This window comes from Streptomyces sp. NPDC051214 (assembly GCF_040682375.1).
Lineage (GTDB): Bacteria > Actinomycetota > Actinomycetes > Streptomycetales > Streptomycetaceae > Streptomyces.
Genome location: NZ_JBFBAT010000017.1, coordinates 101,644 through 125,843 on the forward strand (window position 1 = coordinate 101,644; position 24,200 = coordinate 125,843).

General features: G+C 68.2%; 22 protein-coding genes. 11 read left to right on the forward strand and 11 right to left on the reverse strand.

All coding sequences use genetic code 11. From position 1 onward, the window contains the following. Positions 1-127 precede the first annotated feature (127 nt). Positions 128-1,510, reverse strand: coding sequence for a serine hydrolase domain-containing protein (locus tag AB0M70_RS35585; RefSeq protein WP_365826820.1), 1,383 nt, complete (start codon positions 1,508-1,510; stop codon positions 128-130). Positions 1,511-1,514: 4 nt separating this feature from the next. Continuing rightward, positions 1,515-2,438 carry a methyltransferase domain-containing protein gene (locus AB0M70_RS35590; protein WP_365826822.1) on the reverse strand — a complete coding sequence of 308 codons (924 nt, stop codon included), beginning with the start codon at positions 2,436-2,438 and terminating at the stop codon, positions 1,515-1,517. Between the two features lie 79 nt (positions 2,439-2,517). Between AB0M70_RS35590 and AB0M70_RS35595 the strand changes: the two genes are divergently transcribed. Continuing rightward, positions 2,518-4,089, forward strand: a complete 1,572-nt coding sequence (locus tag AB0M70_RS35595; RefSeq protein WP_365826980.1) for a PLP-dependent aminotransferase family protein — start codon at positions 2,518-2,520, stop codon at positions 4,087-4,089. A 63-nt stretch (positions 4,090-4,152) separates the two neighbouring features. Here AB0M70_RS35595 and AB0M70_RS35600 read toward each other — a convergent pair whose 3' ends face one another. Then, a complete protein-coding gene (locus tag AB0M70_RS35600) occupies positions 4,153-4,548 on the reverse strand; it encodes a RidA family protein (protein ID WP_365826824.1) in 396 nt (131 codons plus the stop codon). A gap of 136 nt (positions 4,549-4,684) precedes the next feature. Here AB0M70_RS35600 and AB0M70_RS35605 point away from each other — a divergent pair, with 136 nt between their 5' ends. Then, positions 4,685-5,650, forward strand: coding sequence for a WYL domain-containing protein (locus tag AB0M70_RS35605; protein WP_365826826.1), 966 nt, complete (start codon positions 4,685-4,687; stop codon positions 5,648-5,650). A gap of 14 nt (positions 5,651-5,664) precedes the next feature. Here AB0M70_RS35605 and dnaB read toward each other — a convergent pair whose 3' ends face one another. Beyond that, the gene (dnaB, locus tag AB0M70_RS35610; RefSeq protein WP_365826828.1) at positions 5,665-7,140 is read right to left on the reverse strand and encodes a replicative DNA helicase; all 1,476 of its coding nucleotides are present in this window, start codon (positions 7,138-7,140) and stop codon (positions 5,665-5,667) included. Between the two features lie 461 nt (positions 7,141-7,601). Here dnaB and AB0M70_RS35615 point away from each other — a divergent pair, with 461 nt between their 5' ends. After that, the gene (locus AB0M70_RS35615) at positions 7,602-8,939 is read left to right on the forward strand and encodes an MATE family efflux transporter (protein WP_365826830.1); all 1,338 of its coding nucleotides are present in this window, start codon (positions 7,602-7,604) and stop codon (positions 8,937-8,939) included. 152 nt (positions 8,940-9,091) lie between these two features. On the opposite strand, the gene rplI is transcribed toward AB0M70_RS35615, so the two are convergent. The 4 genes from rplI to rpsF form a co-directional block, all read right to left on the reverse strand. Further along, positions 9,092-9,538, reverse strand: coding sequence for a 50S ribosomal protein L9 (gene rplI, locus AB0M70_RS35620; RefSeq protein ID WP_190082966.1), 447 nt, complete (start codon positions 9,536-9,538; stop codon positions 9,092-9,094). 18 nt (positions 9,539-9,556) lie between these two features. Next, a complete protein-coding gene (rpsR, locus tag AB0M70_RS35625) occupies positions 9,557-9,793 on the reverse strand; it encodes a 30S ribosomal protein S18 (protein ID WP_003949403.1) in 237 nt (78 codons plus the stop codon). Between the two features lie 57 nt (positions 9,794-9,850). Continuing rightward, complete coding sequence (locus AB0M70_RS35630; protein ID WP_365826833.1) at positions 9,851-10,465, reverse strand: single-stranded DNA-binding protein; 615 nt, start codon at positions 10,463-10,465, stop codon at positions 9,851-9,853. An 80-nt stretch (positions 10,466-10,545) separates the two neighbouring features. Further along, positions 10,546-10,836, reverse strand: a complete 291-nt coding sequence (rpsF, locus tag AB0M70_RS35635) for a 30S ribosomal protein S6 (protein WP_006604399.1) — start codon at positions 10,834-10,836, stop codon at positions 10,546-10,548. A 276-nt stretch (positions 10,837-11,112) separates the two neighbouring features. On the opposite strand from rpsF, the gene AB0M70_RS35640 reads away from it, so the two are divergent. The 3 genes from AB0M70_RS35640 to AB0M70_RS35650 all read left to right on the forward strand — a co-directional run bounded on the left by AB0M70_RS35640 (position 11,113) and on the right by AB0M70_RS35650 (position 13,814). After that, entirely contained in the window at positions 11,113-11,424 is a 312-nt protein-coding gene (locus AB0M70_RS35640; protein ID WP_365826836.1) for a hypothetical protein, read from the forward strand. A gap of 146 nt (positions 11,425-11,570) precedes the next feature. After that, a complete protein-coding gene (locus tag AB0M70_RS35645; RefSeq protein WP_361828908.1) occupies positions 11,571-12,692 on the forward strand; it encodes a peptidoglycan bridge formation glycyltransferase FemA/FemB family protein in 1,122 nt (373 codons plus the stop codon). Between the two features lie 90 nt (positions 12,693-12,782). After that, positions 12,783-13,814 (forward strand): alanine racemase, encoded by a 1,032-nt coding sequence (locus AB0M70_RS35650; protein ID WP_351169220.1) that lies wholly within the window; start codon positions 12,783-12,785, stop codon positions 13,812-13,814. Positions 13,815-13,909: 95 nt separating this feature from the next. On the opposite strand, the gene AB0M70_RS35655 is transcribed toward AB0M70_RS35650, so the two are convergent. Continuing rightward, entirely contained in the window at positions 13,910-15,457 is a 1,548-nt protein-coding gene (locus AB0M70_RS35655; RefSeq protein WP_365826839.1) for a glycosyltransferase 87 family protein, read from the reverse strand. 132 nt (positions 15,458-15,589) lie between these two features. Further along, positions 15,590-17,965, reverse strand: coding sequence for a transglycosylase domain-containing protein (locus AB0M70_RS35660; protein ID WP_365826841.1), 2,376 nt, complete (start codon positions 17,963-17,965; stop codon positions 15,590-15,592). Positions 17,966-17,983: 18 nt separating this feature from the next. Here AB0M70_RS35660 and AB0M70_RS35665 point away from each other — a divergent pair, with 18 nt between their 5' ends. From AB0M70_RS35665 to AB0M70_RS35685, 5 genes are all read left to right on the forward strand, one after another. Next, complete coding sequence (locus AB0M70_RS35665; protein WP_365826843.1) at positions 17,984-18,211, forward strand: hypothetical protein; 228 nt, start codon at positions 17,984-17,986, stop codon at positions 18,209-18,211. Between the two features lie 502 nt (positions 18,212-18,713). Next, entirely contained in the window at positions 18,714-19,400 is a 687-nt protein-coding gene (locus AB0M70_RS35670; RefSeq protein ID WP_365826845.1) for a PadR family transcriptional regulator, read from the forward strand. A gap of 59 nt (positions 19,401-19,459) precedes the next feature. Continuing rightward, on the forward strand, positions 19,460-20,542 hold the full coding sequence (locus tag AB0M70_RS35675) for an inositol-3-phosphate synthase (protein WP_365826847.1): 1,083 nt from the start codon (positions 19,460-19,462) through the stop codon (positions 20,540-20,542). A 78-nt stretch (positions 20,543-20,620) separates the two neighbouring features. Continuing rightward, positions 20,621-21,877 carry an MFS transporter gene (locus AB0M70_RS35680; RefSeq protein ID WP_365826849.1) on the forward strand — a complete coding sequence of 419 codons (1,257 nt, stop codon included), beginning with the start codon at positions 20,621-20,623 and terminating at the stop codon, positions 21,875-21,877. Positions 21,878-21,991: 114 nt separating this feature from the next. Beyond that, positions 21,992-22,468 carry a hypothetical protein gene (locus AB0M70_RS35685; RefSeq protein WP_365826851.1) on the forward strand — a complete coding sequence of 159 codons (477 nt, stop codon included), beginning with the start codon at positions 21,992-21,994 and terminating at the stop codon, positions 22,466-22,468. Between the two features lie 102 nt (positions 22,469-22,570). Here the strand turns inward: AB0M70_RS35685 and AB0M70_RS35690 are convergent, their stop codons facing one another. Continuing rightward, positions 22,571-24,013 (reverse strand): CCA tRNA nucleotidyltransferase, encoded by a 1,443-nt coding sequence (locus AB0M70_RS35690; protein WP_365826853.1) that lies wholly within the window; start codon positions 24,011-24,013, stop codon positions 22,571-22,573. Positions 24,014-24,200: the final 187 nt, after the last annotated feature.

Sequence of the window (24,200 nt, forward strand, 5' to 3'; positions counted from 1 at the left end):
GTCCGGGGCTTCGCTGGTGTTAATCCGCGCTCCCTCCTGCGGCTTGCACACAATCCCCGCCCGGTGGGGGTCTTTGTCCTCCACAAACCCCCCCCCCCCCCACTGGCTTGCAGACCCTGTGGAACCTCTACGAGGGAAGCCCGCGCCAACCCTCCGGGTCCACCCCACCCGGCACAGCAGTCCCCGCCTCGTACGGCTCCCGGGTGAAGAAGAACGAGCCGAGGTCAAGATGGCTCACCGTTCCGTCGGGCCGCCGCACCGCCCGCAGCTGCTCCCCGGCGAAGTAGCCCTCGAGCCCGGTCCAGGTCCCGTCGCCGTTCGGCCGGAACCCCGATCCGCGGCCCCGGCCGGCAAGGGGAGCCAGCTCGAGCGCACCGTCGCCCTTCGGCCGCAGCACGAAGGTGCTCGTCCCCCAGTACCAGGGCCCCGCCAACGCCAGCAGATCCTTGTCCAGCTCGGGCAGGGGGCGCCACGCTTCGGGGATACGAGGCTCGGCCTCGGCCACGATCTTCAGCAGGTCGAAGGCCAACGCCGTCACAGCGGGGCCCGAGGTGCAGTTGGTCAACGTGACCGCCACCAGGCCGTCCTCCGCGCTCGCCCACAGCCCGGCCATGAAGCCCGGCAGCGATCCGCCGTGCCCGACCAAGGTGCGCCCGTCCCCGCGGATCAGCTGCGTCCCCAGGCCGTACGTCACGTCCCAGTCCCCCGGCGGCAAGGGCGACGCGGGCTCCCGCATCTCCCGCACCGTGTCGGCGGACAGCACCCGGTCGTCGCCCTCCAGGAGGAAGGCGGCAAAGCGCCCCAGGTCCGCCGTCGTGGACCACAGCTGCCCGGCCGGCGCCATGACGCCCAGATCCTCGGCGGGTTCGGGCATCATCACGTCCGCCCACGGGTGAACGGCCCAGCCACCCGCGTGCGGGGCCTGAGGCTGCGCACTCGTACGGTCCAGGCCCAACGGCTCCAGGATCTCGCGGCGCAGCACGGCTTCCCAGGGCTCTCCCCGCAGCGCTTCGATCAGCGAACCGAGCAACGTGTAGCCGGGGTTGGAGTAATGGAACCGTCGCCCGGTGGGGTGTTTGAAGGGCTGCTCACCCAGCACGTCACCGAGCTCGGGGCGCTGCGCACCGGGCGTACGCTCCCACCATTCGCCCGGGGTCTCAGCCGCCAGGCCACTGGTGTGCGCGAGAAGCTCCGCGATGGTCACGTCGCCGGCTGCCGTACCCGGAAGGTGCTTCTCCAAGGGGTCCGAGAGGTCGAGGACGCCCTCGTCGCGCAGCCGCATCACCAGCACGGCGGTAAAGGTCTTGGTGATCGAGCCGATGCGGTACTGGACGTTCTCGTCCGGTGCGTGCCCCTCGACGCAGGTGCGGCCCTCGGTCCACACCAACTCGCCGTCCCTGAGCACCGAAGCGACGAGCGAGGGCGCCCTCCCCTCCGCCTGAGCGGTGGCGACGCGGTGCAGCAAGGCTCGACGGGTGGTGGGCAGCAACTCTTCACGCGGTGATGTCATGGCCCTAGTCCACCGTCGGAGAAGCCGCGCGTCGAGCCAATTCCGCTGTCGGCTGTGCAGGACGCGTGCCCGTGGCCTTGAAGAACGTGTAGTGGAAGGTCCCGCCGTCGTCCGCGGTCCGTCGCAGGTCGGCGATCCCGCGGTCCCAGTCGGCCTCGGTGATGAGGGCCGAGGCCAGCGCGTCGTCTTTGACGGATTCGATCATGGCGATGAACGTGCTGCGGGTGAAGCCTTCGACGAGCTCGGGGCGGGTTCGGTCCGCGTAGACCGTGCGGGGTCGCACCCGGACGCCGTCGTAACCGGCCTCCGCAAGGAGCGGTTGCAACTGCCGCCCCACCAGCGCGTTTCCTCCGCCGTCGGCCTGGAGCCGGACCAGACAGTCGATCGCCGCGCGGGCGTAGGCGCTGTCGGGATGGAAGAACGCCGACCCGTGGTCTCCCTCGATCACAGTGATCGTGCCGCCCGGCCGCAGCAGCCGCCGCAGTCCGGCGAGCGCCTGCCGGGCGGCGGCCAGGTGCTCCAGGACGAAGCAGACGAAGATGTGGTCGAACTCGGCGTCCGGGAAGGGAAGGGCGAAGAGGTCGGCACGGCACCATCGCACGTGGGCTTCGAGCGCCTGTGCCGTCACGCGGGCGCGGGCCTTCGTCAGCGAATCCGCCGACCGGTCGACGGCCACGAAGTGAGCACCGGGGCTGGAGTCGATCAGGTGGACGGTCTGGGCCCCGACCCCGCACCCGACCTCCAGGACCCGGCTTCCCGCCGGATACGCCGTGCCGTCGTGCAGCAGTGCGGCGAGGGTGTCGGCCTGGTCCCCCAGCCTGCGCGCCTCGCGGCGGGAGTACCCATGGACGTAGTCAACTGCCGGGCGGGAGAGGGAATCCAATGTCGTTGCGAGGGCGTCGTGGGATGCGGCTGCTGCTGTCTGCATGGCTTCACCCTGCTGCCACTATGGCCCGGTGAACAGGTCCAATGAGCGCGCCATCGACCGGTCCATACGGCACGAGCCCATACCGCGCGGGGCCGGGTCCCCGGACCAAGGAAGCCCCGGGCAAGCGGCCCCGGTCGGCGCCGACTTCCTGCAGCTGAACATCGCCGACGCCCCTGTGGGTGGCCGCGCGGACTGGCTGGCCCGGCGCCTGCGCCTGGCGATAGCGGACGGCCGCCTGCCGGTCGGCAGCAGACTCCCGGCGACCCGCGTCCTGGCGGCCGAACTCCGCGTGTCCCGCGGCGTGGTCACCGAGGCCTACCAGCGCCTGAGCGAGGACGGACACGTCGCAGGCCGCGGGCGGAACGGCACCGTGGTGGTAGCGGCGCCGACGACAGCCCGACCTGGTGCAGGACCGGAGGCTCGGCCCGACTCGCCGGCGAAAGCCTGGCCCACCGCACCGGCAACAGCCCGGACCGTCGCTTCCGCGAATCCCCCTTCCTCGTCGCCGAACGCCCGGTTCGGCGCCCCGCCCGGCACGGACATCTACGACGCGCTGCGCGCCGCCCCGGCCCGGATCGACCTCTCGCCCGGGATGCCCGACCTCGCCGCCTTCCCCCGCGCCGCGTGGTTGCGGGCAGAGCGCGCCGTACTCAAAGAGCTCCCGGCGTCCGCCTTCGGTTACGGGGACCCGCGCGGGGCCCCGGCGCTGCGGGCCGCCGTCGCCGACTGGCTGGCCCGCAACCGGGGCATCCGCGCCGACCCGGGTGATGTCGTCATCGCCGCGGGCACGGCCCAGACCCTCACCCTGCTCGCCCAGGTGCTGCACGGCGACGGCATCCGTACGGTGGCCGTGGAGGACCCGGGCTCCCTCGGCGCCCGCCAGCATCTGCGCAACGGCGGCCTCGACACCCCGCCGGTCCCGGTCGACGCCGACGGCATCCGCGTCGACGAGCTGTGCGCGACGAACGCCCCCGCGGTGCTGCTGACTCCGGCACACCAGTTCCCGACCGGCGTGGTGCTCGGCGGTGAACGGCGGCGGGACCTGATGCGCTGGGCCACCGAGCGCGACGGGCTGATCATCGAGGACGACTACGACGCCGAGCACCGTTACGACCGCTCGCCGGTGCCCGCTCTGCGTTCCCTGCTCACCGAGCACGTCTGCTACGCAGGGAGCGTGTCCAAGCTGCTCGCTCCGGCGCTGCGCATCGGCTGGGTCCTCGCGCCGCCGAGGTACCGGGACGCACTGGTCGCCGCCAAACGCTTCGCCGATCTCGGCAACGCCGTACTGCCCCAGCTCGTCCTGGCCCGGCTCATGGAATCCGGCGCCCTGGAGCGCCAGTTGCGCCTCCTGCGCAGCCGCCACCGCCGCCACCGGGACGCGATGATCGCCGCTGTCAGGACGCATCTGCCCCAGGCCGTCGTGCACGGCGCCGCGGCGGGCCTGCACCTGACGATCACCTTCGACGCCGGCTTCAGCGACACCGAGCTGGCCGCGGCGGCCCTGGCCCGCGGTGTGAAGGTCCAGCCGCTGTCCTGGCACAGCCAGCGGCCGCACCGCCCCGGCCTGGTCCTCGGCTACGCCGCCCCCGCCGCCGGCGACATCGCCGAGGGCCTGGCCACCCTCGGCGATGCCTTGCGGCGCCTGACCTGACGTATCGCCAGACCCCCTTGCCGTACCGCCGGAATCGCTACCCGGGACGGCTCAGAGGTCGCCTCACGCGACGGCAGTGCCCTCGAGTTCGACCAGCTGTCCGGGGATCGCCAGCCGCGTCACCCCGAGCATCGTGGTGGTCGGCGCCACCCCGGCAACGCCCAACCGCGATGCCAGCACGCCGTAGTGCGGGAACAGCAGGTCGACGTCGGTGGTGTACACGTTGAGCCGGACGAGATTCGCGAGTGACATGTCCGCCGCGCCGAGCACGGCCTCCAGGTTGTCGAGGCTCAGCGCCAACTGGGCGGCCATGTCGCCCTCGTGCTGGGGCTTGCCGTCACCGTTCATCGCGGTCTGCCCGGAGCAGTACAGGGTCCGGGTGTGCCCGGAAACGACCTCGCCCTGGTTGAATCCCATGTCCTGCGACCACGTCACCGGGTTGACTGCCGTTCGTTCCATTGCCACATCAGCTCCATTCGATTCATGGCGAGCACGTACGTCCGTCGGCGCTCTGCAGGCCATCGGTGACGTCGGTTCTCAGGAGCCTCGCAACAATTCACGACATCCTCGGTCATGTATTTGAGAGGGTTCTCGTATGCGCGCCGACCGACTCGTCTCGCTGGTGCTGTTGCTGCGTCAGCGCGGCCGGCTGACCGCGGACACGCTGGCTCGCGAGCTTGAGGTGTCCACCCGCACCGTGCTGCGGGACATCGAGGCACTGTCCGCGGCAGGCGTTCCGGTCTACGCCGAACGCGGACGGCACGGCGGTTTCGCCCTGCTGCCCGGTTTCCGGACCGAGCTCACCGGCCTGAACCACGACGAGGCCCTTGCCCTGCTGACCGCCGGATCGGGGCGCGGCGACCAGACGTTCGGCCTCGGCTCGGCGCTCGCCTCAGCCATGCGCAAGGTGGTCGACGCGTTGCCCGAGAGCCACCAGGCGTCCGCGAGCGACGCGGCCCGGCGGATCCTCGTCGAACCGGAGACCGACCTGCTCTCCCGGCGGCCGGTCACTGAGGAGGTGCCCGACACCACCATGATCGAGGTTCGGCGCGCGGTGCTCGCCGGACACAGGCTGCGCATCCACTACGCGGCCACGGGCCAGCCGCCGCAGTGGCGCACGGTGGACCCGATCGGCCTGGTCACCGTGCGCGACCGGGGATACCTCCTTGCCAGGAGGTCCGGCGCGGACCGCACCTACCGGCTGTCGCGCATACTCGCCGCCGCTGAGCTCCCCGAACCGGCACAGCGCCCCAACAGGGTGGACTTGGAGCAGGCTTGGCGGGAACGCTGTGCGCGGTTTCTGTCAGACGGGCACATAGCCGTGCTGGTACGGGTGAGCCCGGAGCGGCGCGAGGACCTGCTGAGCACCGCGCTGGCGGTCCGCGCCGAAGAGCCCGAGACGGACGGCAGGTTGCGGCTGGAGGTGACGTTCCAGGATGCACGACATGCCGAGTGGGCACTGTGGCAGCTCAGCACGGACGCGGAAGTCCTGTCCCCGAAGTCGTTGCGCACAGCCCTGCACGACCGCGCCACCGCCATCGCAGCACGCTACGAGGAGTAAGCAGACCCGCTCCGCTACGTCTGCGCCATGTCCACGAAGCGCGAGTAGTGGCCCTGGAAGGCCACCGTGATCGTCGCCGTCGGGCCATTACGGTGCTTGCCCACGATGATGTCCGCCTCGCCCGCGCGCGGCGACTCCTTCTCGTACGCGTCCTCGCGGTGCAGCAGGATCACCATGTCCGCGTCCTGCTCGATGGAGCCGGATTCACGCAGGTCGGATACCTGGGGCTTCTTGTCGGTGCGCTGCTCGGGACCACGGTTCAGCTGCGAGAGCGCGATGACCGGGACCTCGAGCTCCTTGGCGAGCAGCTTCAGGTTTCGCGACATGTCCGAGACCTCTTGCTGACGGCTCTCGGCGCGTTTGGAACCACCGGACTGCATCAGCTGCAGATAGTCGATGATCACCATCTTGATGTCGGCGCGCTGCTTGAGACGGCGGCACTTCGCGCGGATCTCCATCATCGACAGGTTCGGGGAGTCGTCGATGTAGAGCGGGGCCGCCGAGACCTCGGGCATCCGGCGCGCGAGCCGAGTCCAGTCCTCGTCCGTCATCGTGCCGGAGCGCATGTGGTGCAGCGCCACCCGGGCCTCCGCGGACAGCAGGCGCATCGCGATCTCGTTGCGCCCCATTTCCAGGGAGAAGATGACGCTGGGCAGGTTGTGCTTGATGGACGCGGCGCGCGCGAAGTCGAGGGCCAGCGTGGACTTACCCATGGCGGGGCGGGCCGCGATGACGATCATCTGGCCCGGGTGCAGGCCGTTCGTCAGCGAGTCGAAGTCCGTGAAGCCCGTCGGCACACCGGTCATCTCGCCGCTGCGCGAACCGATCGCCTCGATCTCGTCGAGCGCGCCCTCCATGATGTCGCCGAGCGGGAGATAGTCCTCGCTGGTGCGCTGCTCGGTGACCGCGTAGATCTCGGCCTGGGCGCTGTTGACGATCTCGTCGACGTCGCCGTCGGCCGCGTATCCCATCTGTGTGATGCGCGTGCCCGCCTCGACGAGGCGACGCAGGACCGCCCGCTCGTGGACGATCTCCGCGTAGTACTCGGCGTTCGCCGCGGTCGGCACCGTCTGCACCAGCGTGTGCAGATACGAGGCCCCGCCGACCTTGGTGATCTCACCGCGCTTGGTGAGCTCGGCCGCCGCGGTGATCGGGTCGGCCGGCTCCCCCTTGGCGTACAGGTCGAGGATCGCCGTGTAGATCGTCTCGTGCGCGGGCCGGTAGAAGTCGTGGCCCTTGAGCACCTCGACGACATCGGCGATGGCGTCCTTGGAGAGCAGCATGCCGCCGAGCACCGACTGCTCGGCATCGAGATCCTGCGGCGGTACGCGCTCGAAGGCGGTGCCACCGCCGTCCCAGCCGCCGCCTTCGCGCCCGCGCTCGTGCTGCTCGTCACGGCCTCTGCCCCCGTCGCGGCGTCGGGAGGCGGGCAGACGGTCACTGGGACCGCTGTCGGCCCAGGGGTCGTCCAAGGGCTCGGAAATACTCACCGGGCCACCTCCCTCACGTCCGCCGCGCGGACCTCGCCGTGCCCTTCTTTCTTACGGCACGACACTGACAAATAAGCGGGCCCAACTCCGGTTCTGACGCGTCGGTTTTACGAGCTTTCCGAGGCCGGATCACGAGGGGGGCGCCGCCCCACGGTAGGCCCGTGGGCACCGTCAGCCAATCTGGTTATCCACAGGCGGTGTGGATGACGGGCGCGTTGCTGTGGAGAACCCCGCCAAACCTGTGCACGGCCCGGTGGACAGCCCTGTGAACAAGCACTCAGCGCTCTCAAGAAACCCGCTCTGACCTGGACCTTTCCCATCCACCGGCTGTGCAGAAGAAAAACTTCCCCAGTCGGACCAAGATCCTGCCGAACAGCGCCCCGTAGAGTGTCCGACTCGAGACCAGGTAAGGGTCTTAAGAGCATTGCATCTCTTACCTGTGGAAGATTAGATTGGTGTCCATGACACAGGCTCCCGCGGCGCCCAAGGCCGCTCGGCGACAGCATGACCGAGAGATCATCGCTCTCGCCGTTCCCGCCTTCGGCGCGCTCGTCGCCGAGCCTCTCTTCGTGATGGCCGACAGCGCCATCGTGGGCCACCTCGGCACCGCCCAACTGGCCGGACTCGGCGTCGCCTCGGCACTCCTCACCACCGCCGTGAGCGTCTTCGTCTTCCTCGCCTACGCGACCACGGCCGCCGTCGCCCGCCGGGTGGGCGCCGGGGATCTCCAGGCCGCCATCCGCCAGGGCATGGACGGCATCTGGCTCGCCCTCCTCCTCGGCGCCGCCGTCATCGCCGTCGTTCTCCCCACCGCACCCGCGCTCGTGGAGCTCTTCGGCGCATCGGACACCGCGGCCCCGTACGCGATCACCTACCTCCGCATCTCCTCGCTCGGCATCCCCGCCATGCTCGTCGTACTGGCCTCCACCGGAGTCCTGCGCGGGCTCCAGGACACCAAGACCCCGCTGTACGTCGCGATCGGCGGCTTCGTCGCCAACGGCGTCCTCAACGTGGCCCTCGTCTACGGCGCCGGCCTGGGCATCGCCGGCTCCGCCTGGGGAACCGTCATCGCCCAGTGCGCGATGGCCGCCGTCTACCTCTTCGTCGTCGTCCGCGGGGCCAGACGCCACGGCGCCTCCCTGCGTCCCGACGCCGCCGGCATCAGGGCCTGCGCCCAAGCAGGCGCCCCGCTTCTGGTCCGTACGCTCTCACTGCGGGCGATCCTCATGATCGCGACTGCGGTTGCGGCCCGTCTCGGCGACGCCGACGTGGCAGCCCACCAGATCATCCTGTCCCTGTGGAGCCTTCTGGCCTTCGCGCTCGACGCCATCGCCATCGCAGGCCAGGCGATCATCGGACGCTACCTCGGCGCGAACGATCCCCAGGGAGCGCGCGACGTCTGCCGCCGCATGGTCCAGTGGGGCATCGCATCGGGCGTCGCCCTCGGTGTGCTGGTCGTACTCGCCCGGCCACTGTTCATCCCGCTCTTCTCCAGCGACTCCGTTGTCCAGGACGCGGCCCTGCCCGCGCTTGTGGTGGTGGCCATCTCCCAGCCGATCTGCGGCATCGTCTACGTCCTCGACGGCGTCCTGATGGGTGCGGGGGACGGCCCGTATCTGGCCTGGGCGATGCTGGCCACGCTGGCGGTCTTCGCTCCGGTGGCACTCCTCGTGCCCACCTTCGGGGGCGGACTGACCGCCGTCTGGGGAGCGATGACCCTGATGATGGCGGTCCGCATGGTGACCCTCTGGCTGCGTACGCGCTCCGGCCACTGGATCGTCACCGGCGCCACCCGCTGATCCGGACCCACGGATCTCTGGACGAGGTGGGCCCTCGCCCCGCTGTTTCACGTGAAACAGCGCGTCCGCAAAACAGCACGTCCGCAAAACACATTGGGCCGCACCCTGAGGGTGCGGCCCAACGGTTGCTTCAGCCCTGCCAAGCGCAGTGCTTAGGCGGAGACGACCTCGATGTTGACCTGAGCGGCAACCTCGGGGTGCAGACGCACGGACGTCGCGTGGGCGCCCAGCGTCTTGATCGGCGAGCCCAGCTCGACGCGGCGCTTGTCGATCTTCGGGCCACCGGCAGCCTCGATCGCCGAAGCGACGTCAGCCGGGGTGACGGAACCGAAGAGACGACCGGCGTCGCCGGAGCGGACGGCCAGACGGACCTTGACGCCCTCGAGCTTGGCCTTGACCTCGTTGGCCTGCTCGATGGTCGCGATCTCGTGGATCTTGCGAGCACGACGGATCTGCTCGACGTCCTTCTCGCCACCCTTGGTCCAGCGGATCGCAAAGTTCCGCGGGATCAGGTAGTTGCGGGCGTAGCCGTCCTTGACGTCTACGACCTCGCCGGCGGCACCGAGGCCGGAGACCTCGTGGGTGAGGATGATCTTCATTTGTCGGTCACCCTTCCCTTATCGCGCGGTGGACGTGTAGGGCAGCAGCGCCATCTCACGGCTGTTCTTCACGGCCGTGGCGACGTCACGCTGGTGCTGCGTGCAGTTGCCGGTCACGCGGCGGGCACGGATCTTGCCGCGGTCGGAAATGAACTTCCGCAGCATGTTCGTGTCCTTGTAGTCCACGTACGTGACCTTGTCCTTGCAGAATGCGCAGACCTTCTTCTTAGGCTTGCGCACAGGCGGCTTCGCCATGTGTTCTCTCCTGTTTGATCAAGAAGTGTGGGAACGGCCCACCCTTGGCCCTGAGGCCTAGAAGGGGGGCTCGTCCGAGTAGCCGCCGCCAGAGCCGCCGGAGCCGCCGGAGCTTCCGCCCCAGCCACCGCCGCCGCCCTGCTGGCCGCCGCCGGCCGGCGCACCGGTCGTCCAGGGGTCGTCGGCGGGAGCACCGCCGCCGCCCTGCTGCTGACCGCCGCCACCGGGGCCGCCGCCCCAGTTGCCGCCGCCCTGCTGGCCGCCGCCACCGCCGCCGCCGAAGCCGCCTCCGCCCTGGCCGCCTCGACCAGTGGTCTTGGTGACCTTGGCCGTGGCGTTCTTCAAGCTGGCGCCCACTTCCTCGACGTCCAGCTCGTAGACCGTGCGCTTGACGCCCTCACGGTCCTCGTAGGACCGCTGCTTCAGCCGGCCCTGCACGACTACGCGCATGCCTCGCTGGAGCGACTCCGCGACGTTCTCCGCCGCCTGACGCCAGACCGAGCAGGTGAGGAAGAGGCTCTCGCCGTCCTTCCACTCATTGGTCTGACGGTCGAAGGTGCGGGGAGTGGACGCGACACGGAACTTCGCGACCGCCGCACCGGACGGGGTGAAGCGCAGCTCGGGGTCGTCGACAAGATTGCCGACGACCGTGATGACGGTCTCGCCTGCCATGGGGGAACCTCTCGGCGGGTTTGCTGCTGGCTGCTTTTGCTGCTGCTACTCGGATCCCGAATACCGCTGAGCTAGGAAGCTCAGTGGGTCTCGGGACGGAGGACCTTGGTCCGGAGGACCGACTCGTTCAGGTTCATCTGGCGGTCGAGCTCCTTGACGACCGCAGGCTCGGCCTGCAGGTCGATGACCGAGTAGATGCCCTCGGGCTTCTTCTTGATCTCGTACGAGAGACGACGACGGCCCCAGGTGTCGACCTTCTCGACCTTTCCGTTGCCCTCACGGACGACGGAAAGGAAGTTCTCGATCAACGGGGAGACAGCGCGCTCCTCGAGATCGGGGTCGAGGATGACCATCACTTCGTAGTGACGCATGTGGAACCCACCTCCTTTGGACTCAGCGGCCACGGTCGTTCCGTGGCAGGAGGGTCGTGATGCGTACGCAACGGTATCGGCAGCCACTGACAATCGGGCTCCCCGATCGTTAGGCCGATCGGGAGTCCCTGCCATGGCCTGGGCAGACACCGGTGCAGACGGTACAGAGTACCCGCACCTAGGCTTCCGGTTGAAATCCGGCCGCGGACGGGCAGAATCTGTACACATCGGGTGTGTATGGCGCTACGATGCGCCGCCTTCCGCAGGAGGTGCCTCATGGCACAGGTATTGCGACCGAACACCGCCGGCTCCCTCTTCGCCACGGACGGCAAGGCCCATCCACTGCAGGACGCGCTGCTCGGCGTGACCCTGGTCCTCGGTGCGATCGCCTTCGTCTCCGCGATGTTCCACAACCTCCACCTGCTCAGCTCATGGGCCGGTCTGGTGGGGATCGCCACGGGTGCGTGGGGACAGTTCATCTCCGAGACGACCCGCGAGCGCTTCGGCCTGATCCTCGGCCTCGGAGCCTCGGCGGTCGGATTCTTCCTGGGTATGGCCCACGGCGGACTCTTCGGCGGGCTTTGGTAGCCACCTCCGAACGCCCCCGCCGCACCTAAGCCGGGGGCCAAGGTTCCGTACGCCCAGACGGGGCGCTCTCGGGGCACAGTAGGCTTCGGCGCGAGAGCCGGAGCCCCTGTACCCATGGGGACACACCAGCCCGAGGAGCGCCCCGAATGAGTCTGACCCTGAGGACCATCAGTCGCGAGCAGCATCTGGCGTATATCCAGAGCCTGCCGTCGGCAAGTCATTGCCAGGTCCCGGCATGGGCGGATGTGAAGAGTGAATGGCGTTCGGAGAACCTGGGCTGGTTCGACGACCGGACCGGCGAACTCGTCGGTGCGGGCCTGGTGCTCTACCGACAGCTGCCCAAGGTGAAGCGCTACCTCGCGTACCTCCCCGAGGGCCCGGTCATCAATTGGTACGCGCCGAACCTGGACGACTGGCTGCAGCCGATGCTCGCGCATCTGAAGCGGCAGGGTGCCTTCTCCGTGAAGATGGGCCCGCCGGTCGTCATCAGGCGCTGGGATGCTCCCGCGATCAAGTCGGGCATCCAGAACCCGGACGTGAAGCGCCTGCGGGATGTCGAGGCCTCGCACATCGAGCCGCGTGCCTTCGAAGTCTCCGACCGGCTGCGGAAGATGGGCTGGCAGCAGGGCGAGGACGGCGGCGCCGGCTTCGGCGACGTACAGCCGCGTTACGTCTTCCAGGTACCGCTGGCCAACCGCTCCTTGGACGAGGTCCTCAAGGGCTTCAACCAGCTGTGGCGACGCAACATCAAGAAGGCCGAGAAGGCCGGCGTCGAGGTCGTCCAGGGCGGTTACGAGGACCTCGCCGAATGGCAGCGCCTCTACGAGATCACCGCCATCCGCGACAAGTTCCGTCCGCGGCCGCTGGGTTACTTCCAGCAGATGTGGCGGGCCCTCAACTCCGAGGACCCCAACCGCATGCGGCTGTACTTCGCCCGGCACAACGGCGTGAACCTGTCCGCGGCGACGATGCTCGTCGTCGGCGGGCACGTCTGGTACTCCTACGGCGCCTCGGACAACATCGGCCGTGAGGTCAGGCCCTCGAACGCGATGCAGTGGCGGATGCTCCGGGACGCCTACGCGCTCGGCGCCACCGTCTATGACTTGCGGGGCATCTCCGACTCTCTGGACGAGACGGACCACCTCTTCGGACTGATCCAGTTCAAGGTGGGCACGGGTGGAGAGGCTGTCGAGTACATCGGTGAGTGGGACTTCCCGCTCAACAAGCTGCTCCACAAGGCGCTCGACATCTACATGTCGCGCCGCTGAGCGCACCGCCCCGGCACAATTCGCGCAACTCCGAATAGTCTTCATATCTCTGATACACCGCAGCCACGAGAAAGGTTCCGGGATCCGGCCATGGCGCTCACGCTCTATGTCGACACCGCGCGCTGGCGGGCACACCACAAGCACGTGCTGGAGCAGTTTCCGGGAATCGTCCCGGTCTGCAAGGGCAACGGCTACGGCTTCGGTCATGAGCGCCTCGCGGAAGAAGCGACTCGTTTCGGCTCCGACATCCTCGCCGTCGGCACCACGTACGAAGCCGCCCGGATCAAGGACTGGTTCAGCGGCGATCTGCTGGTCCTGACCCCGTTCCGGCGGGGCGAGGAGCCCGTGCCGCTGCCCGACCGCGTCATCCGCTCCGTGTCGTCCCTGGACGGCGTACACGGCCTCGTGGGCGCCCGCGTCGTCATCGAGGTCATGTCCTCGATGAAGCGGCACGGCGTGAGCGAGCAGGAGCTCTCACAGCTGCACGCGGCCATCGAGGACGTACGGCTCGAGGGCTTCGCGATCCACCTTCCGCTGGACCGCACCGACGGCTCGGACGCCGTCGAGGAGGTCATCGGCTGGATGGACCGGCTGCGTGCCGCCCGTCTTCCCCTGCACACGATGTTCGTCAGCCACCTCAAGGCCAACGAACTCGCCCGCCTGCAGCAGCAGTTCCCGCAGACGCGCTTCCGCGCCCGTATCGGCACGCATCTGTGGCTGGGTGACCATGAGGCCACCCAGTACCGCGGCGCGGTCCTGGACGTCACGCAGGTGACCAAGGGCGACCGCTTCGGCTACCGCCAGCAGAAGGTCGCGTCCGACGGCTGGCTCGTCGTCGTCGCGGGCGGCACCTCGCACGGTGTCGGCCTGGAGGCGCCGAAGGCGCTGCACGGCATGGTGCCGCGGGCGAAGGGCGTGGCCCGCGCGGGCCTCGCGACCGTCAACCGCAACCTCTCGCCGTTCGTCTGGGGCGGCAAGCAGCGCTGGTTCGCGGAGCCGCCGCACATGCAGGTCTCCATCCTCTTCGTGCCCTCGGACGCGCCCGAGCCGAAGGTGGGCGAGGAGCTGGTGGCCCATCTGCGGCACACCACCACGCAGTTCGACCGCATCGTCGACCGCTGATCACAGCCGGACCGACCGCAGACTGAAGGGCCGGGAGCGACCACCGTCGCTCCCGGCCCTTCAGTCGTTCACAGCCGCCTCCGCGGCGTGTTCGCTCAGGGCGAAACGTCGGTCGGCTTCGCTCCCCATCGCACCTGAGGCCCCTCGGTGACGTGCACCGCGTGCCGCGGAGGATGGGCCGCCTGGCCGAGGACGAAGACGTCCGGCGCACCGTCCAGGACGCCCCCTGAGGGGTCGTCGTCGCCGGACCGCCGCACCGGGTCCCTCTCCGGCATGAGGATGTCGCGCACGACCACGGCGCACAGGTAGAGCGTCCCCAGCAGGTGGATCACGATGACGAGTTGATAGCCCTCGGTCGGCAGACCCTTATGCGCGTCTCCGCTTGTCGTGTACGCGAGGTACAGCCAGATCCCCAGGAAATACGCGACCTCGCACGCCTGCCAGATCAGGAAGTCACGCCACCGCGGGCGGGCCAGCGCGGCGAGCGGAATCAGCCACAGTACGTACTGCGGTGAGTAGACCTTGTTGGTGAGGATGAACGCGGCGACGACCAGGAAGGCGAGCTGCGCGAAGCGGGGGCGGCGCGGCGCGGTCAGGCCCAGCGCACCGACCCCGAGGCAGGACAGGAGCATCAGCGCCGTCGCCAGGGTGTTGACCGTGTCCGTGGACAGCGGATCGTCCATGCGCTGCGAGAGGATCAGCCAGAACGATCCGAAGTCGACGCCCCGCTCCTGGCTGAAGGTGTAGAACTTCGCCCAGCCCTCGCGGATGTGGAAGCCCGTCGCGTCGTGCGTGATCATCACCGGCAGGTTCACCACGAGCCAGGCACCGACCGCGGCCCCGGCCGTCACCCAGAAGGCCCGCCAGCGCCCCGCTCGCCAGCACAGGATGAGCAGGGGACCCAGGAGCAGCGCCGGGTAGAGCTTCGCCGCCGTCGCCAGGCCCAGCAGGACGCCTGCGGAGAGCACCCCACCACGGGCCCACATCAGCATCGCGGCGGCCGTGAGAGCGACGGCGAACAGGTCCCAGTTGATGGTGGCCGTCAACGCGAAGGCGGGCGCCAGGGCGACCATCAGGCCGTCCCAGGGACGACGCCTGTGGGTGCGGGCGACACAGACGGCGATGACCGCCGTACAGGCCATCAGCATCCCGGCGTTGACCATCCAGTAGAACTTCTCCTGGTGCTGGATGCTGCCGCTGCCCGGGGTCAGCCAGGAGGCCACTTCCATGAACACACCGGTCAGCACCGGGTACTCGAGGTACTCCATGTCGCCGGGCAGCTTGTCGAAGTAGGGGACAAGACCGTCGGCGAATCCGCGCCCCTGGTAGAGGTGCGGGATGTCGGAGTAGCAGGCGTGCGTGTACTGCGAACTCGCGCCCTGGAACCAGGCGCCGTCGTAGCACGGCATCTTCTGCACCATGCCGAGCGCGAACATCCCGATGGCCACGAGCGCGATGATGCGTACCGGAGTCCACCATGTCGCCGCGTACAGCACTCTGCGACCGATGGGTCCGCCGATCAGCTCACTGCCGGCCTCGGCGACCTCATCCTCCCGGGTCGGCCGTACGGGCTCCGACTGTTGTGCACTAGTGGTCTTGTGCACGCTCGTGCGCGTCGTCTCTGCACTGGGCATGCCGCACATCCTGCCGTATGCACCTGAGAACACCGCGAGGGCCGCCACACCGGTGCGGTGTGGCGGCCCTCGTCAGCGCTCGATGGCGCATGTTTCACGTGAAACAGTGCGTTTCACGTGAAACACACTCACGGGGATCGGTCAGTCTCCCGGGCCCCCTAGCCAGCCTCCGTTGCCGCTCCCGTTGTTGCCTCCGCCGCCTGTCGGTTCACCCGTGGCCGGTGGCGACTCCCCGCCGGTGCTGCCCTCGGCGTCGCCGCCTTCCGACGTACCGCCGTTGTTGTTGCACTGCCAGTCCCAGTCCGCACAGGACTCATCGGGATCAGGGCTGTCCGACGGGGTCGGGGAGGGGCTGGTGTCAGACGGAGTCGGCGAAGGGCTCTTCTCCGGCTCCTCGGTCTTCGAGGGGGTCGGGCTCGGGGCCGGGGGCGGAGTCTCGCCGACGACTGACCCGATCGGCTTGGGGACCGGGAAGTTGATCACGTCTTCGCCCTTCAGGGCCTGCTCCATATAGCTCTTCCAGATCTGCGCGGGGAACGAAGCACCGTGGATCTTCTCCTCGCCGCCCGTTCCGAACATCTCCAGGAACTCGCGCTTCTTGTTGCTCTCGTTGTCGTCGAGGCGGTACATGCTGATCGCGGTCGACAACTGGGGGGTGTACCCGACGAACCAGGCGGACTTGTTGCCGTCGGTCGTACCGGTCTTGCCCGCCACCTGGCGGCCGCTCAGCTGTGCGGCGCTGCCCGTGCCCTTGTCGACAACGGTCCGGAGCACGTCAGTCACGTTGTCGGCGACCTCTTCGTCGAAGGCTCGCTTGGGCAGTGCGTCGTGCTGGTAGACAGTGTTGCCCTTGTACTCGACTTCCTTCACCGAGTACGGGTCGTTCTGCTTACCGCTGGCCGCGAAGGTGGAGTAGGCACCGGCCATCCGGATCGCACTCGGGGAGGACGTACCGAGAGAGAAGGACGGATAGTTGGCGCTGGCCAGGCTGTTCTCCTTGATGCCGGAGGCGATGGCCGCCTCCTTCACCTTGTCCAGGCCGACATCCATGCCCAGCTGCACATAGGCCGAGTTCACCGACTCCCGCATCGCCTCACGGAGGTCGATCTGGTAGGTCGGCGCGTTGTACGACGCGTCACCGTCGTTGGTCTGCAGCCACTCCTTGCCTTCCCGGTCCTTCCAGACGGTGCCGTCGTAGTTCTGGATCTTGAGCTTGTTCTTGCCGCTGTAGAGGCTCTTGGGGTTGACGATCGTGCGCTGGTCCTCGCCCTGGACTTCCGGCCCCGTCTTGGCGCGCGTTCCGTCCTTGAAAGCCGCTGCCAGCACGAAGGGCTTGAACGTCGAGCCGACCTGCGCACCGGTCTGGTCCGCGTTGTTGGTGAAGTGCTTGGTCGCGTCCTCACCGCCGTAGATGGCTTCGATCGCCCCATCCTTGGGGTTCACGGACGCGCCACCGAACTGAACGTGGGTGTCCTTGTCCTTGCGCAGATTGGGCTTGATCTTCGCCTTGCGGACCTTCTCCACGGACTTCTCGAGCTTCAGCACCTTGTTCTTGTCGAAGGTGGTGTGGATCTCGTAGCCGCCCTGCTGAAGATCGGTGGCGGTGATCCGACCATCGCTGTTGTTGATCACATAGGCCTTGGCCAGGTCGACCAGGTAACCGATCTGCCCGCCCAGCTGAGCGTTGGAACGGGGGTTCTCCAGCTCCGGGAACTCCTTGTACTTGTCCCGGACCTCGGCGGTCAGGTGACCGTCCTTGACCTCTTCGTCGAGGATCCAGCTCCAGCGCTTCTTGGCACGCGCGGTGTTGGCGTCCCGAGAAGCCGCAGGGTCGACCTCAGGAGAGCCCGCCGGGTCGTAGTACGTGGCGCCCTTGAGCACCGTTGCCAGGAGAGCGCACTGGCTCGGGTTCAGGTCCTGCGCGTCCTTGCCGAAGTAGGCACGGGCGGCGGCCTGGATGCCATAGGCCCCACGACCGTAGTAGGCGGTGTTGAGATACCCCGCCATGATCTTCTCCTTGGACTCCGTCCGGCCCACCTTTATGGAGATGAAGAGCTCTTTGAACTTACGCGTGAACGTCTGCGACTGGTCGCCCAGGCGCGCGTTCTTCACGTACTGCTGGGTGATGGTCGAGCCACCCTGGGTCTCGCCGCCCTTGGCCATGTTGACCACGGCTCGCGCGATGCCCATGGGGTCGACGCCCTTGTCGTCCTCGAATGTCTTGTTCTCGGCCGAGATGACGGCCGTGCGCATCGCTTCGGGGATCTTGTCGTAGTCGATGATCTGGCGGTTCGTCTCACCGCCGGTCGCGACCATCTGCTTGCCGTTGGCCCAGTAGTAGACGTTGTTCTGCGCCTTGGCCGCTTCGTCGACCTTCGGCACCTCCACCAGGGCATACGCGATCCCGGTGACCGCCATCAGGCCACCCAGGAACCCGACGAACAGGCCCGTGACAAGACGCCAGGACGGAACCCAGCGGCGCAGGCCGTCCTTGTCCGCGCGCGGGTAATTGATCAAGCGCTTCTTGCCGGGCTCATGACCGCCACGGCCTCGGCCTCGGCCGGGTCCGTTCGGGCCGCCGCCACCACGCCGGCCGCCGCCTCCGGCGCCTCCGCGCCCGGCGCCGGCTCCATCGGCCGCTCTGCGGCGACCCCCTCCCGAGCCGACAGCGCCACTGCGCTGCGAGGCACGGCGGGCCTCGGCACGGCCGCCGTAGGAGCGGTCCCCGTCGTCAGGGGCCCCCGCTCCGTGCGAGCCGGTTGAGGAAGTGGGCGATCCAGTGGCGCCACGCGGTGCCGCGCGGCGGCCCGACGACGCGCCTGGGACGCCACGTCTGGCCGCGGCGCGTCCGCCGCCCTGCGGCTGCGGCGGTTTGCGACGGTGCTCGCTCATCGAACGATTACTCCTCGGGCAGGCGCAGGTATCCGCGCCTGGAAACGGCGGCTGGTTTCCGGTCCCCCCGAAGTACGGATGCGCCGTCGTCGGCACTCATCCGCACTACACCAGGGTCAACGACGCCCTCATGCGTCACTTGGTTCCCGGCGGTCTGCATGGCGCACAGACTACGCACCGTCAAAACCCTCTTAGCGCAGAAGTTCACCCCAAATCAGGCAAGTTACTTCCTACGAATCGGTGATGTGACGCCGTTCACCGATTCCCCTCTTGTCTCAACAGGCGGGCCGTTCTATCGTCTCGATGTATCGAGTCGATACATCAGCTCGGCATAAAGACCGTGTCGACAGACGCTGGCAGACGGGAGGCGAAGATGAGCAGACGCTCCGGCATCCTCGAGTTCGCCGTCCTCGGCCTGCTGCGCGAGTCCCCGATGCACGGCTATGAGCTGCGTAAACGGCTCAATACTTCGCTGGGAGTGTTCCGCGCCTTCAGCTACGGGACGCTCTACCCCTGCCTCAAGACGCTGGTCGCCAACGGCTGGTTGATCGAGGAAACGGGTGGCACCCCCGAGGAGGCCCTCGCGGCGCCTCTCTCCGGGCGTCGCGCCAAGATCGTCTATCGGCTGACGGCGGAAGGTAAGGAGCACTTCGAGGAACTGCTCTCCCAGACCGGCCCCGACGCGTACGAGGACGAACACTTCGCCGCCCGCTTCGCCTTCTTCGGGCAGACCTCGCGGGACGTACGCATGCGGGTGCTCGAGGGGCGTCGCAGCCGCCTCGAGGAACGTCTGGAGAAGATGCGCGCCTCCCTGGCCCGTACCCGGGAGCGCCTGGACGACTACACGCTTGAGCTGCAGCGGCACGGAATGGAGTCCGTGGAGCGCGAAGTGCGCTGGCTGAACGAGCTCATCGAGAGCGAGCGCGCGGGGCGGGACCAGCAACGGTCCGCCCCGGACGGCTCCGCTCAGCACGACAGCACATCTGGGGAGTCGGGCGGCCTGCCCCGGCGGCGGGACACTGACCCGCCGCCGGATCCGTCCGATGACACCGCCAAGTGAGGCCCCGCGGTCCGCGGGGTCTCATCCGGAATACACAGATCACACAGGGAGCAACCGGAATGGGTTCGGTTCGCGTAGCCATCGTCGGCGTGGGCAACTGCGCCGCCTCGCTGGTCCAGGGCGTCGAGTACTACAAGGACGCAGACCCGGACGCCAAGGTCCCGGGCCTGATGCACGTCCAGTTCGGCGACTATCACGTCGGCGATGTCGAGTTCGTCGCCGCCTTTGACGTCGACGCCAAGAAGGTCGGGCTCGACCTCTCGGACGCCATCGGCGCCAGCGAGAACAACACCATCAAAATCTGCGACGTGCCGAACGCGGGCGTCACCGTCCAGCGCGGCCACACCTACGACGGCCTGGGCAAGTACTACCGCCAGACCATCGAGGAGTCCGCCGAGGCCCCCGTCGACGTCGTCCAGATCCTCAAGGACAAGCAGGTCGACGTACTCGTCTGCTACCTGCCCGTGGGTTCCGAGGACGCAGCGAAGTTCTACGCGCAGTGCGCCATCGACGCCAAGGTCGCCTTCGTCAACGCCCTCCCGGTCTTCATCGCCGGCACCAAGGAGTGGGCCGACAAGTTCACCGAGGCGGGCGTCCCGATCGTCGGCGACGACATCAAGTCGCAGGTCGGCGCCACCATCACGCACCGCGTGATGGCGAAGCTGTTCGAGGACCGCGGTGTCCGTCTCGAGCGCACCATGCAGCTCAACGTCGGCGGCAACATGGACTTCAAGAACATGTTGGAGCGCGACCGCCTCGAGTCCAAGAAGATCTCGAAGACGCAGGCCGTCACCTCGCAGATCCGTGACCGTGAGCTGGGCGAGAACAACGTCCACATCGGCCCCTCGGACTACGTGGCGTGGCTCGACGACCGCAAGTGGGCGTACGTCCGCCTCGAGGGCCGCGCCTTCGGTGACGTCCCGCTGAACCTGGAGTACAAGCTCGAGGTCTGGGACTCCCCGAACTCGGCCGGTGTCATCATCGACGCCCTGCGCGCCGCGAAGATCGCCAAGGACCGCGGCATCGGCGGCCCGATCCTCTCCGCGTCCTCGTACTTCATGAAGTCCCCGCCGGTGCAGTACTTCGACGACGAGGCCTACGAGAACGTCGAGAAGTTCATCAAGGGCGAGGTCGAGCGCTAAAGCTCGCCCCTTGAACGGCTGTTGAGGGTCCCCGGGCAATCCGCCCGGGGACCCTCCTCGTATGTGAGGCTGGGGATCATGGCTGTCGTCGGTGACCTGCGCGTACTGCTGCGTCTGCGGGACTTCCGGCGGTTGCTCGCCGTGCGGCTGCTCTCCCAGGGCGCGGACGGCGTCTATCAGGTGGCCCTCGCCACGTACGTCGTCTTCTCGCCGGAGAAGCAGACCTCGCCGGGCGCGATCGCCTCCGCGATGGCGGTGCTGCTCCTTCCGTACTCACTGATCGGGCCCTTCGCCGGCGTGCTCCTCGACCGCTGGCCACGCCGTCAGGTTTTTCTGTACGGCAACCTGCTGCGGACCGCTCTCGCCTCGGTGACCGCGGTGCTGATGCTGAGCGGTGTGCCGGACTGGCTGTTCTTCGCCTCCGCGCTCTGTGTCACGGCCGTGAACCGTTTCGTCCTCGCCGGGCTCTCCGCGGCGCTGCCGCGCGTGGTCGACGCCGAGCGCCTGGTGATGGCCAACTCCCTCTCACCGACCGCGGGGACCCTGGCCGCCACCGTGGGCGGTGGCCTCGCGTTCGTCGTGCGCCTGGTGGGCCTCGACTCGGACGCGGCGGTCGTCCTGCTCGGGGCCGCCCTGTATCTGTGCGCGGCGCTCGCGTCGCTCCGGATGGCGCGTGAACTGCTGGGCCCGGACCCGGAGGTGGTACAGCCTCGCCTCGTCGTGGCGCTCTCCGGTACGGCGCGGGATCTGGTGGCCGGAGTGAGGCATCTGTCGCAGAGGCGCCCGGCCGCTCGTGCGCTGCTCGCGATGACGTTCATGCGGTTCTGTTACGGCGCCCTGTCGGTCATGGTCCTGATGCTCTGCCGGTACGCCTGGTCGTCCTCGGAGTCCGACGGTCTTGCCCTGCTCGGGCTCGCCGTGGGGGTCTCGGGTGCGGGCTTCTTCGCTGCGGCCGTGCTGACTCCCTGGGCGGTGAGCCACCTGACGGCCTCGGGTTGGATCGTCACCTGCGCGGGCGCCGCAGCGATCCTGGAACCGGCGCTCGCCCTCCCCTTCACCCCGGCCCCGCTGCTCATCGCCGCGTTCCTGCTGGGGCTGACGACGCAGGGCGCGAAGATCGCCACGGACACGGTGGTGCAGTCGTCGGTAGATGACCGTTTTCGTGGCCGGATCTTCTCGGTCTACGACGTCCTGTTCAACGTCGCTTTCGTCGCCGCGGCCGGAGTGGCCGCACTGATGCTGCCACCTGACGGGCGATCGGTTCCCCTGGTGGTCACGGTGGCCGTTATCTACGCAGCGATTGCTGCCGCTATGGCCAGATTTGGCGCGCAGTAAGTGTCACATCAGTGACACAGAGCACCTCTGGGCTTCAGAGATGTCACTGCCTCCCGATAACTTACGGACGTCGTATCCGCGCCATCGCGCTTTCGTTCGAGGGGGACCCCCAAAGTGACTACTCCGCCCCAGGGCCAGAATCCGTACGGCCAGGGCGTGCAGCCGCACCCCGGGCAGCCGGTCCAGCCCGGCCAGCCCACCGTGCCGCAGCAGCCTTACCCGCCGTACAACCAGGGGGCGCCGGTTCCTCCTCCGGCCGCGCCGAGCGGTGGTGGACGCGGCAAGAAGCTCATGCTGCGCATCGGCGGCTTCATAGTCGTCGCCGTCCTCATCGCCGCCGGCAAGTGGTACTTCGGTCAGAGCGACGCCGAGACGACGGCAGTCGGTGACTGCCTGCACAACAAGGGCACGCAGTCCGCGCCGGACCTCAAGAACACCGACTGCTCCTCGAGCGACGCCGAGTTCGAGGTCATCGAGAAGTTCGACAACACCAGCAGCGTCAGCAAGTGCGAAGCGGTCAAGGGGACCGAGGTCTCCTACTACCAGACCGGCAGCGGCCACGACGTCGTGCTCTGCTTGAAGAACAAGTAGCGGCATACGCGAAGAGGGCACTGTTTCACGTGAAACAGTGCCCTCTTCACATGTCCGGATCGGGTGCGTTGTTTCACGTGAAACAACGCACCACGCGCCACCTCATTCCTGCGCGGCCCACCACTCCTTGAGCGCCGCGACCGCCGCGTCGCGCTCCATCGGCCCGTTCTCCAGCCGCAGCTCCAGCAGGAACTTGTAGGCCTGGCCGATCGCCGGGCCCGGCCGCACGCCCAGGACCTCCATGATCTCGTTGCCGTCGAGGTCGGGACGGATCGAGTCCAGCTCCTCCTGCTCCTGGAGCCGCGCGATGCGCTCCTCCAGGCCGTCGTACGCGCGCGACAGCGCATTGGCCTTTCGCTTGTTGCGTGTCGTGCAGTCGGACCGGGTCAGCTTGTGCAGCCGGTCGAGGAGGGGGCCCGCGTCGCGCACGTAACGGCGCACGGCGGAGTCCGTCCACTCGCCCGTCCCGTAGCCGTGGAAGCGCAGGTGCAGCTCCACCAGGCGCGAGACGTCCTTCACGAGCTCGTTGGAGTACTTGAGCTCCGTCATCCGCTTCTTGGTCATCTTGGCGCCCACCACCTCGTGGTGGTGGAAGGAGACGCGGCCGTCGTCCTCGAAGCGCCGCGTCCGCGGCTTCCCGATGTCGTGCAGCAGCGCCGCGAGCCGCAGCGTCAGGTCCGGGCCGTCCTCCTCCAGCGCCATCGCCTGCTCAAGGACGATCAGCGAGTGGTCGTAGACGTCCTTGTGGCGGTGGTGCTCGTCACTCTCCAGACGCAGCGCCGGAAGCTCCGGCAGCACGCGGTCAGCGATGCCTGTGTCGACAAGTAGAGCCAGCCCCTTCGCCGGGTACGGCGAGAGGATCAGCTTGTTCAATTCGTCACGGACACGCTCCGCGGAGACGATGTCGATGCGCTCGGCCATCGCCTTCATCGCGGCGACGACCTCCGGAGCCACTTCGAAGTCGAGCTGCGCGGCGAACCGGGCGGCCCGCATCATCCGCAGCGGGTCGTCGGAGAAGGAGTCCTCCGGGGTGCCAGGGGTGCGCAAGGCGCGCTCCGCCAGGTCCTCAAGGCCTCCGTGCGGGTCGATGAACTCCTTCTCCGGGAGAGCGACGGCCATCGCGTTGACGGTGAAGTCGCGACGCACGAGGTCTTCCTCGATGGAGTCGCCGTACGACACCTCGGGCTTGCGCGAGGTCCTGTCGTAGGCCTCGGACCGATATGTCGTGACTTCGATCTGGTAGCCGTCCTTCTGGCTCCCGACCGTGCCGAAGGCGATCCCGACCTCCCAGACGGAGTCCGCCCACGGCCTGACGATCTTGAGTACGTCCTCGGGGCGGGCATCCGTCGTGAAGTCCAGATCATTGCCGAGCCGGCCAAGGAGCGCGTCCCTGACCGATCCGCCGACCAGGGCGAGAGAGAACCCGGCCTCCTGGAAACGGCGGGCAAGGTCGTCCGCGACAGGGGACACACGCAGCAGTTCACTGACCGCGCGGCGCTGCACCTGGCTCAGTGCGCTGGGATTTTCTTCATTGGCGTTCGGCACAACAGAAAAGGGTACGTGCCCCGGACGCCCCCAGCCGCCCCGTTTTCGGCGGGGCCTCCAGGGCCGCGCGCCCCTCTCCGGCCAGGTCTTCCGATCATGTGGAGCAGTCCGCGGCACTTCGCCACAGCGCACCTCGTTACCATGCGTGGACGCACAACCGACGACCACTGACGACGACGAGGACGGG

Coding starts and splice junctions, on each gene's coding strand:
- AB0M70_RS35665 (WP_365826843.1), top strand. CDS start 17,984: ATGACCGCCACGGCCTCGGCCTCGGCCGGGTCCGTTCGGGCCGCCGCC.
- AB0M70_RS35655 (WP_365826839.1), bottom strand. CDS start 15,457: ATGTGCGGCATGCCCAGTGCAGAGACGACGCGCACGAGCGTGCACAAG.
- AB0M70_RS35585 (WP_365826820.1), bottom strand. CDS start 1,510: ATGACATCACCGCGTGAAGAGTTGCTGCCCACCACCCGTCGAGCCTTG.
- AB0M70_RS35630 (WP_365826833.1), bottom strand. CDS start 10,465: ATGGCAGGCGAGACCGTCATCACGGTCGTCGGCAATCTTGTCGACGAC.
- AB0M70_RS35640 (WP_365826836.1), top strand. CDS start 11,113: ATGGCACAGGTATTGCGACCGAACACCGCCGGCTCCCTCTTCGCCACG.
- AB0M70_RS35670 (WP_365826845.1), top strand. CDS start 18,714: ATGAGCAGACGCTCCGGCATCCTCGAGTTCGCCGTCCTCGGCCTGCTG.
- AB0M70_RS35650 (WP_351169220.1), top strand. CDS start 12,783: ATGGCGCTCACGCTCTATGTCGACACCGCGCGCTGGCGGGCACACCAC.
- rpsF (WP_006604399.1), bottom strand. CDS start 10,836: ATGCGTCACTACGAAGTGATGGTCATCCTCGACCCCGATCTCGAGGAG.
- AB0M70_RS35615 (WP_365826830.1), top strand. CDS start 7,602: ATGACACAGGCTCCCGCGGCGCCCAAGGCCGCTCGGCGACAGCATGAC.
- AB0M70_RS35645 (WP_361828908.1), top strand. CDS start 11,571: ATGAGTCTGACCCTGAGGACCATCAGTCGCGAGCAGCATCTGGCGTAT.
- AB0M70_RS35605 (WP_365826826.1), top strand. CDS start 4,685: ATGCGCGCCGACCGACTCGTCTCGCTGGTGCTGTTGCTGCGTCAGCGC.
- AB0M70_RS35600 (WP_365826824.1), bottom strand. CDS start 4,548: ATGGAACGAACGGCAGTCAACCCGGTGACGTGGTCGCAGGACATGGGA.
- rpsR (WP_003949403.1), bottom strand. CDS start 9,793: ATGGCGAAGCCGCCTGTGCGCAAGCCTAAGAAGAAGGTCTGCGCATTC.
- AB0M70_RS35680 (WP_365826849.1), top strand. CDS start 20,621: ATGGCTGTCGTCGGTGACCTGCGCGTACTGCTGCGTCTGCGGGACTTC.
- AB0M70_RS35675 (WP_365826847.1), top strand. CDS start 19,460: ATGGGTTCGGTTCGCGTAGCCATCGTCGGCGTGGGCAACTGCGCCGCC.
- rplI (WP_190082966.1), bottom strand. CDS start 9,538: ATGAAGATCATCCTCACCCACGAGGTCTCCGGCCTCGGTGCCGCCGGC.
- AB0M70_RS35590 (WP_365826822.1), bottom strand. CDS start 2,438: ATGCAGACAGCAGCAGCCGCATCCCACGACGCCCTCGCAACGACATTG.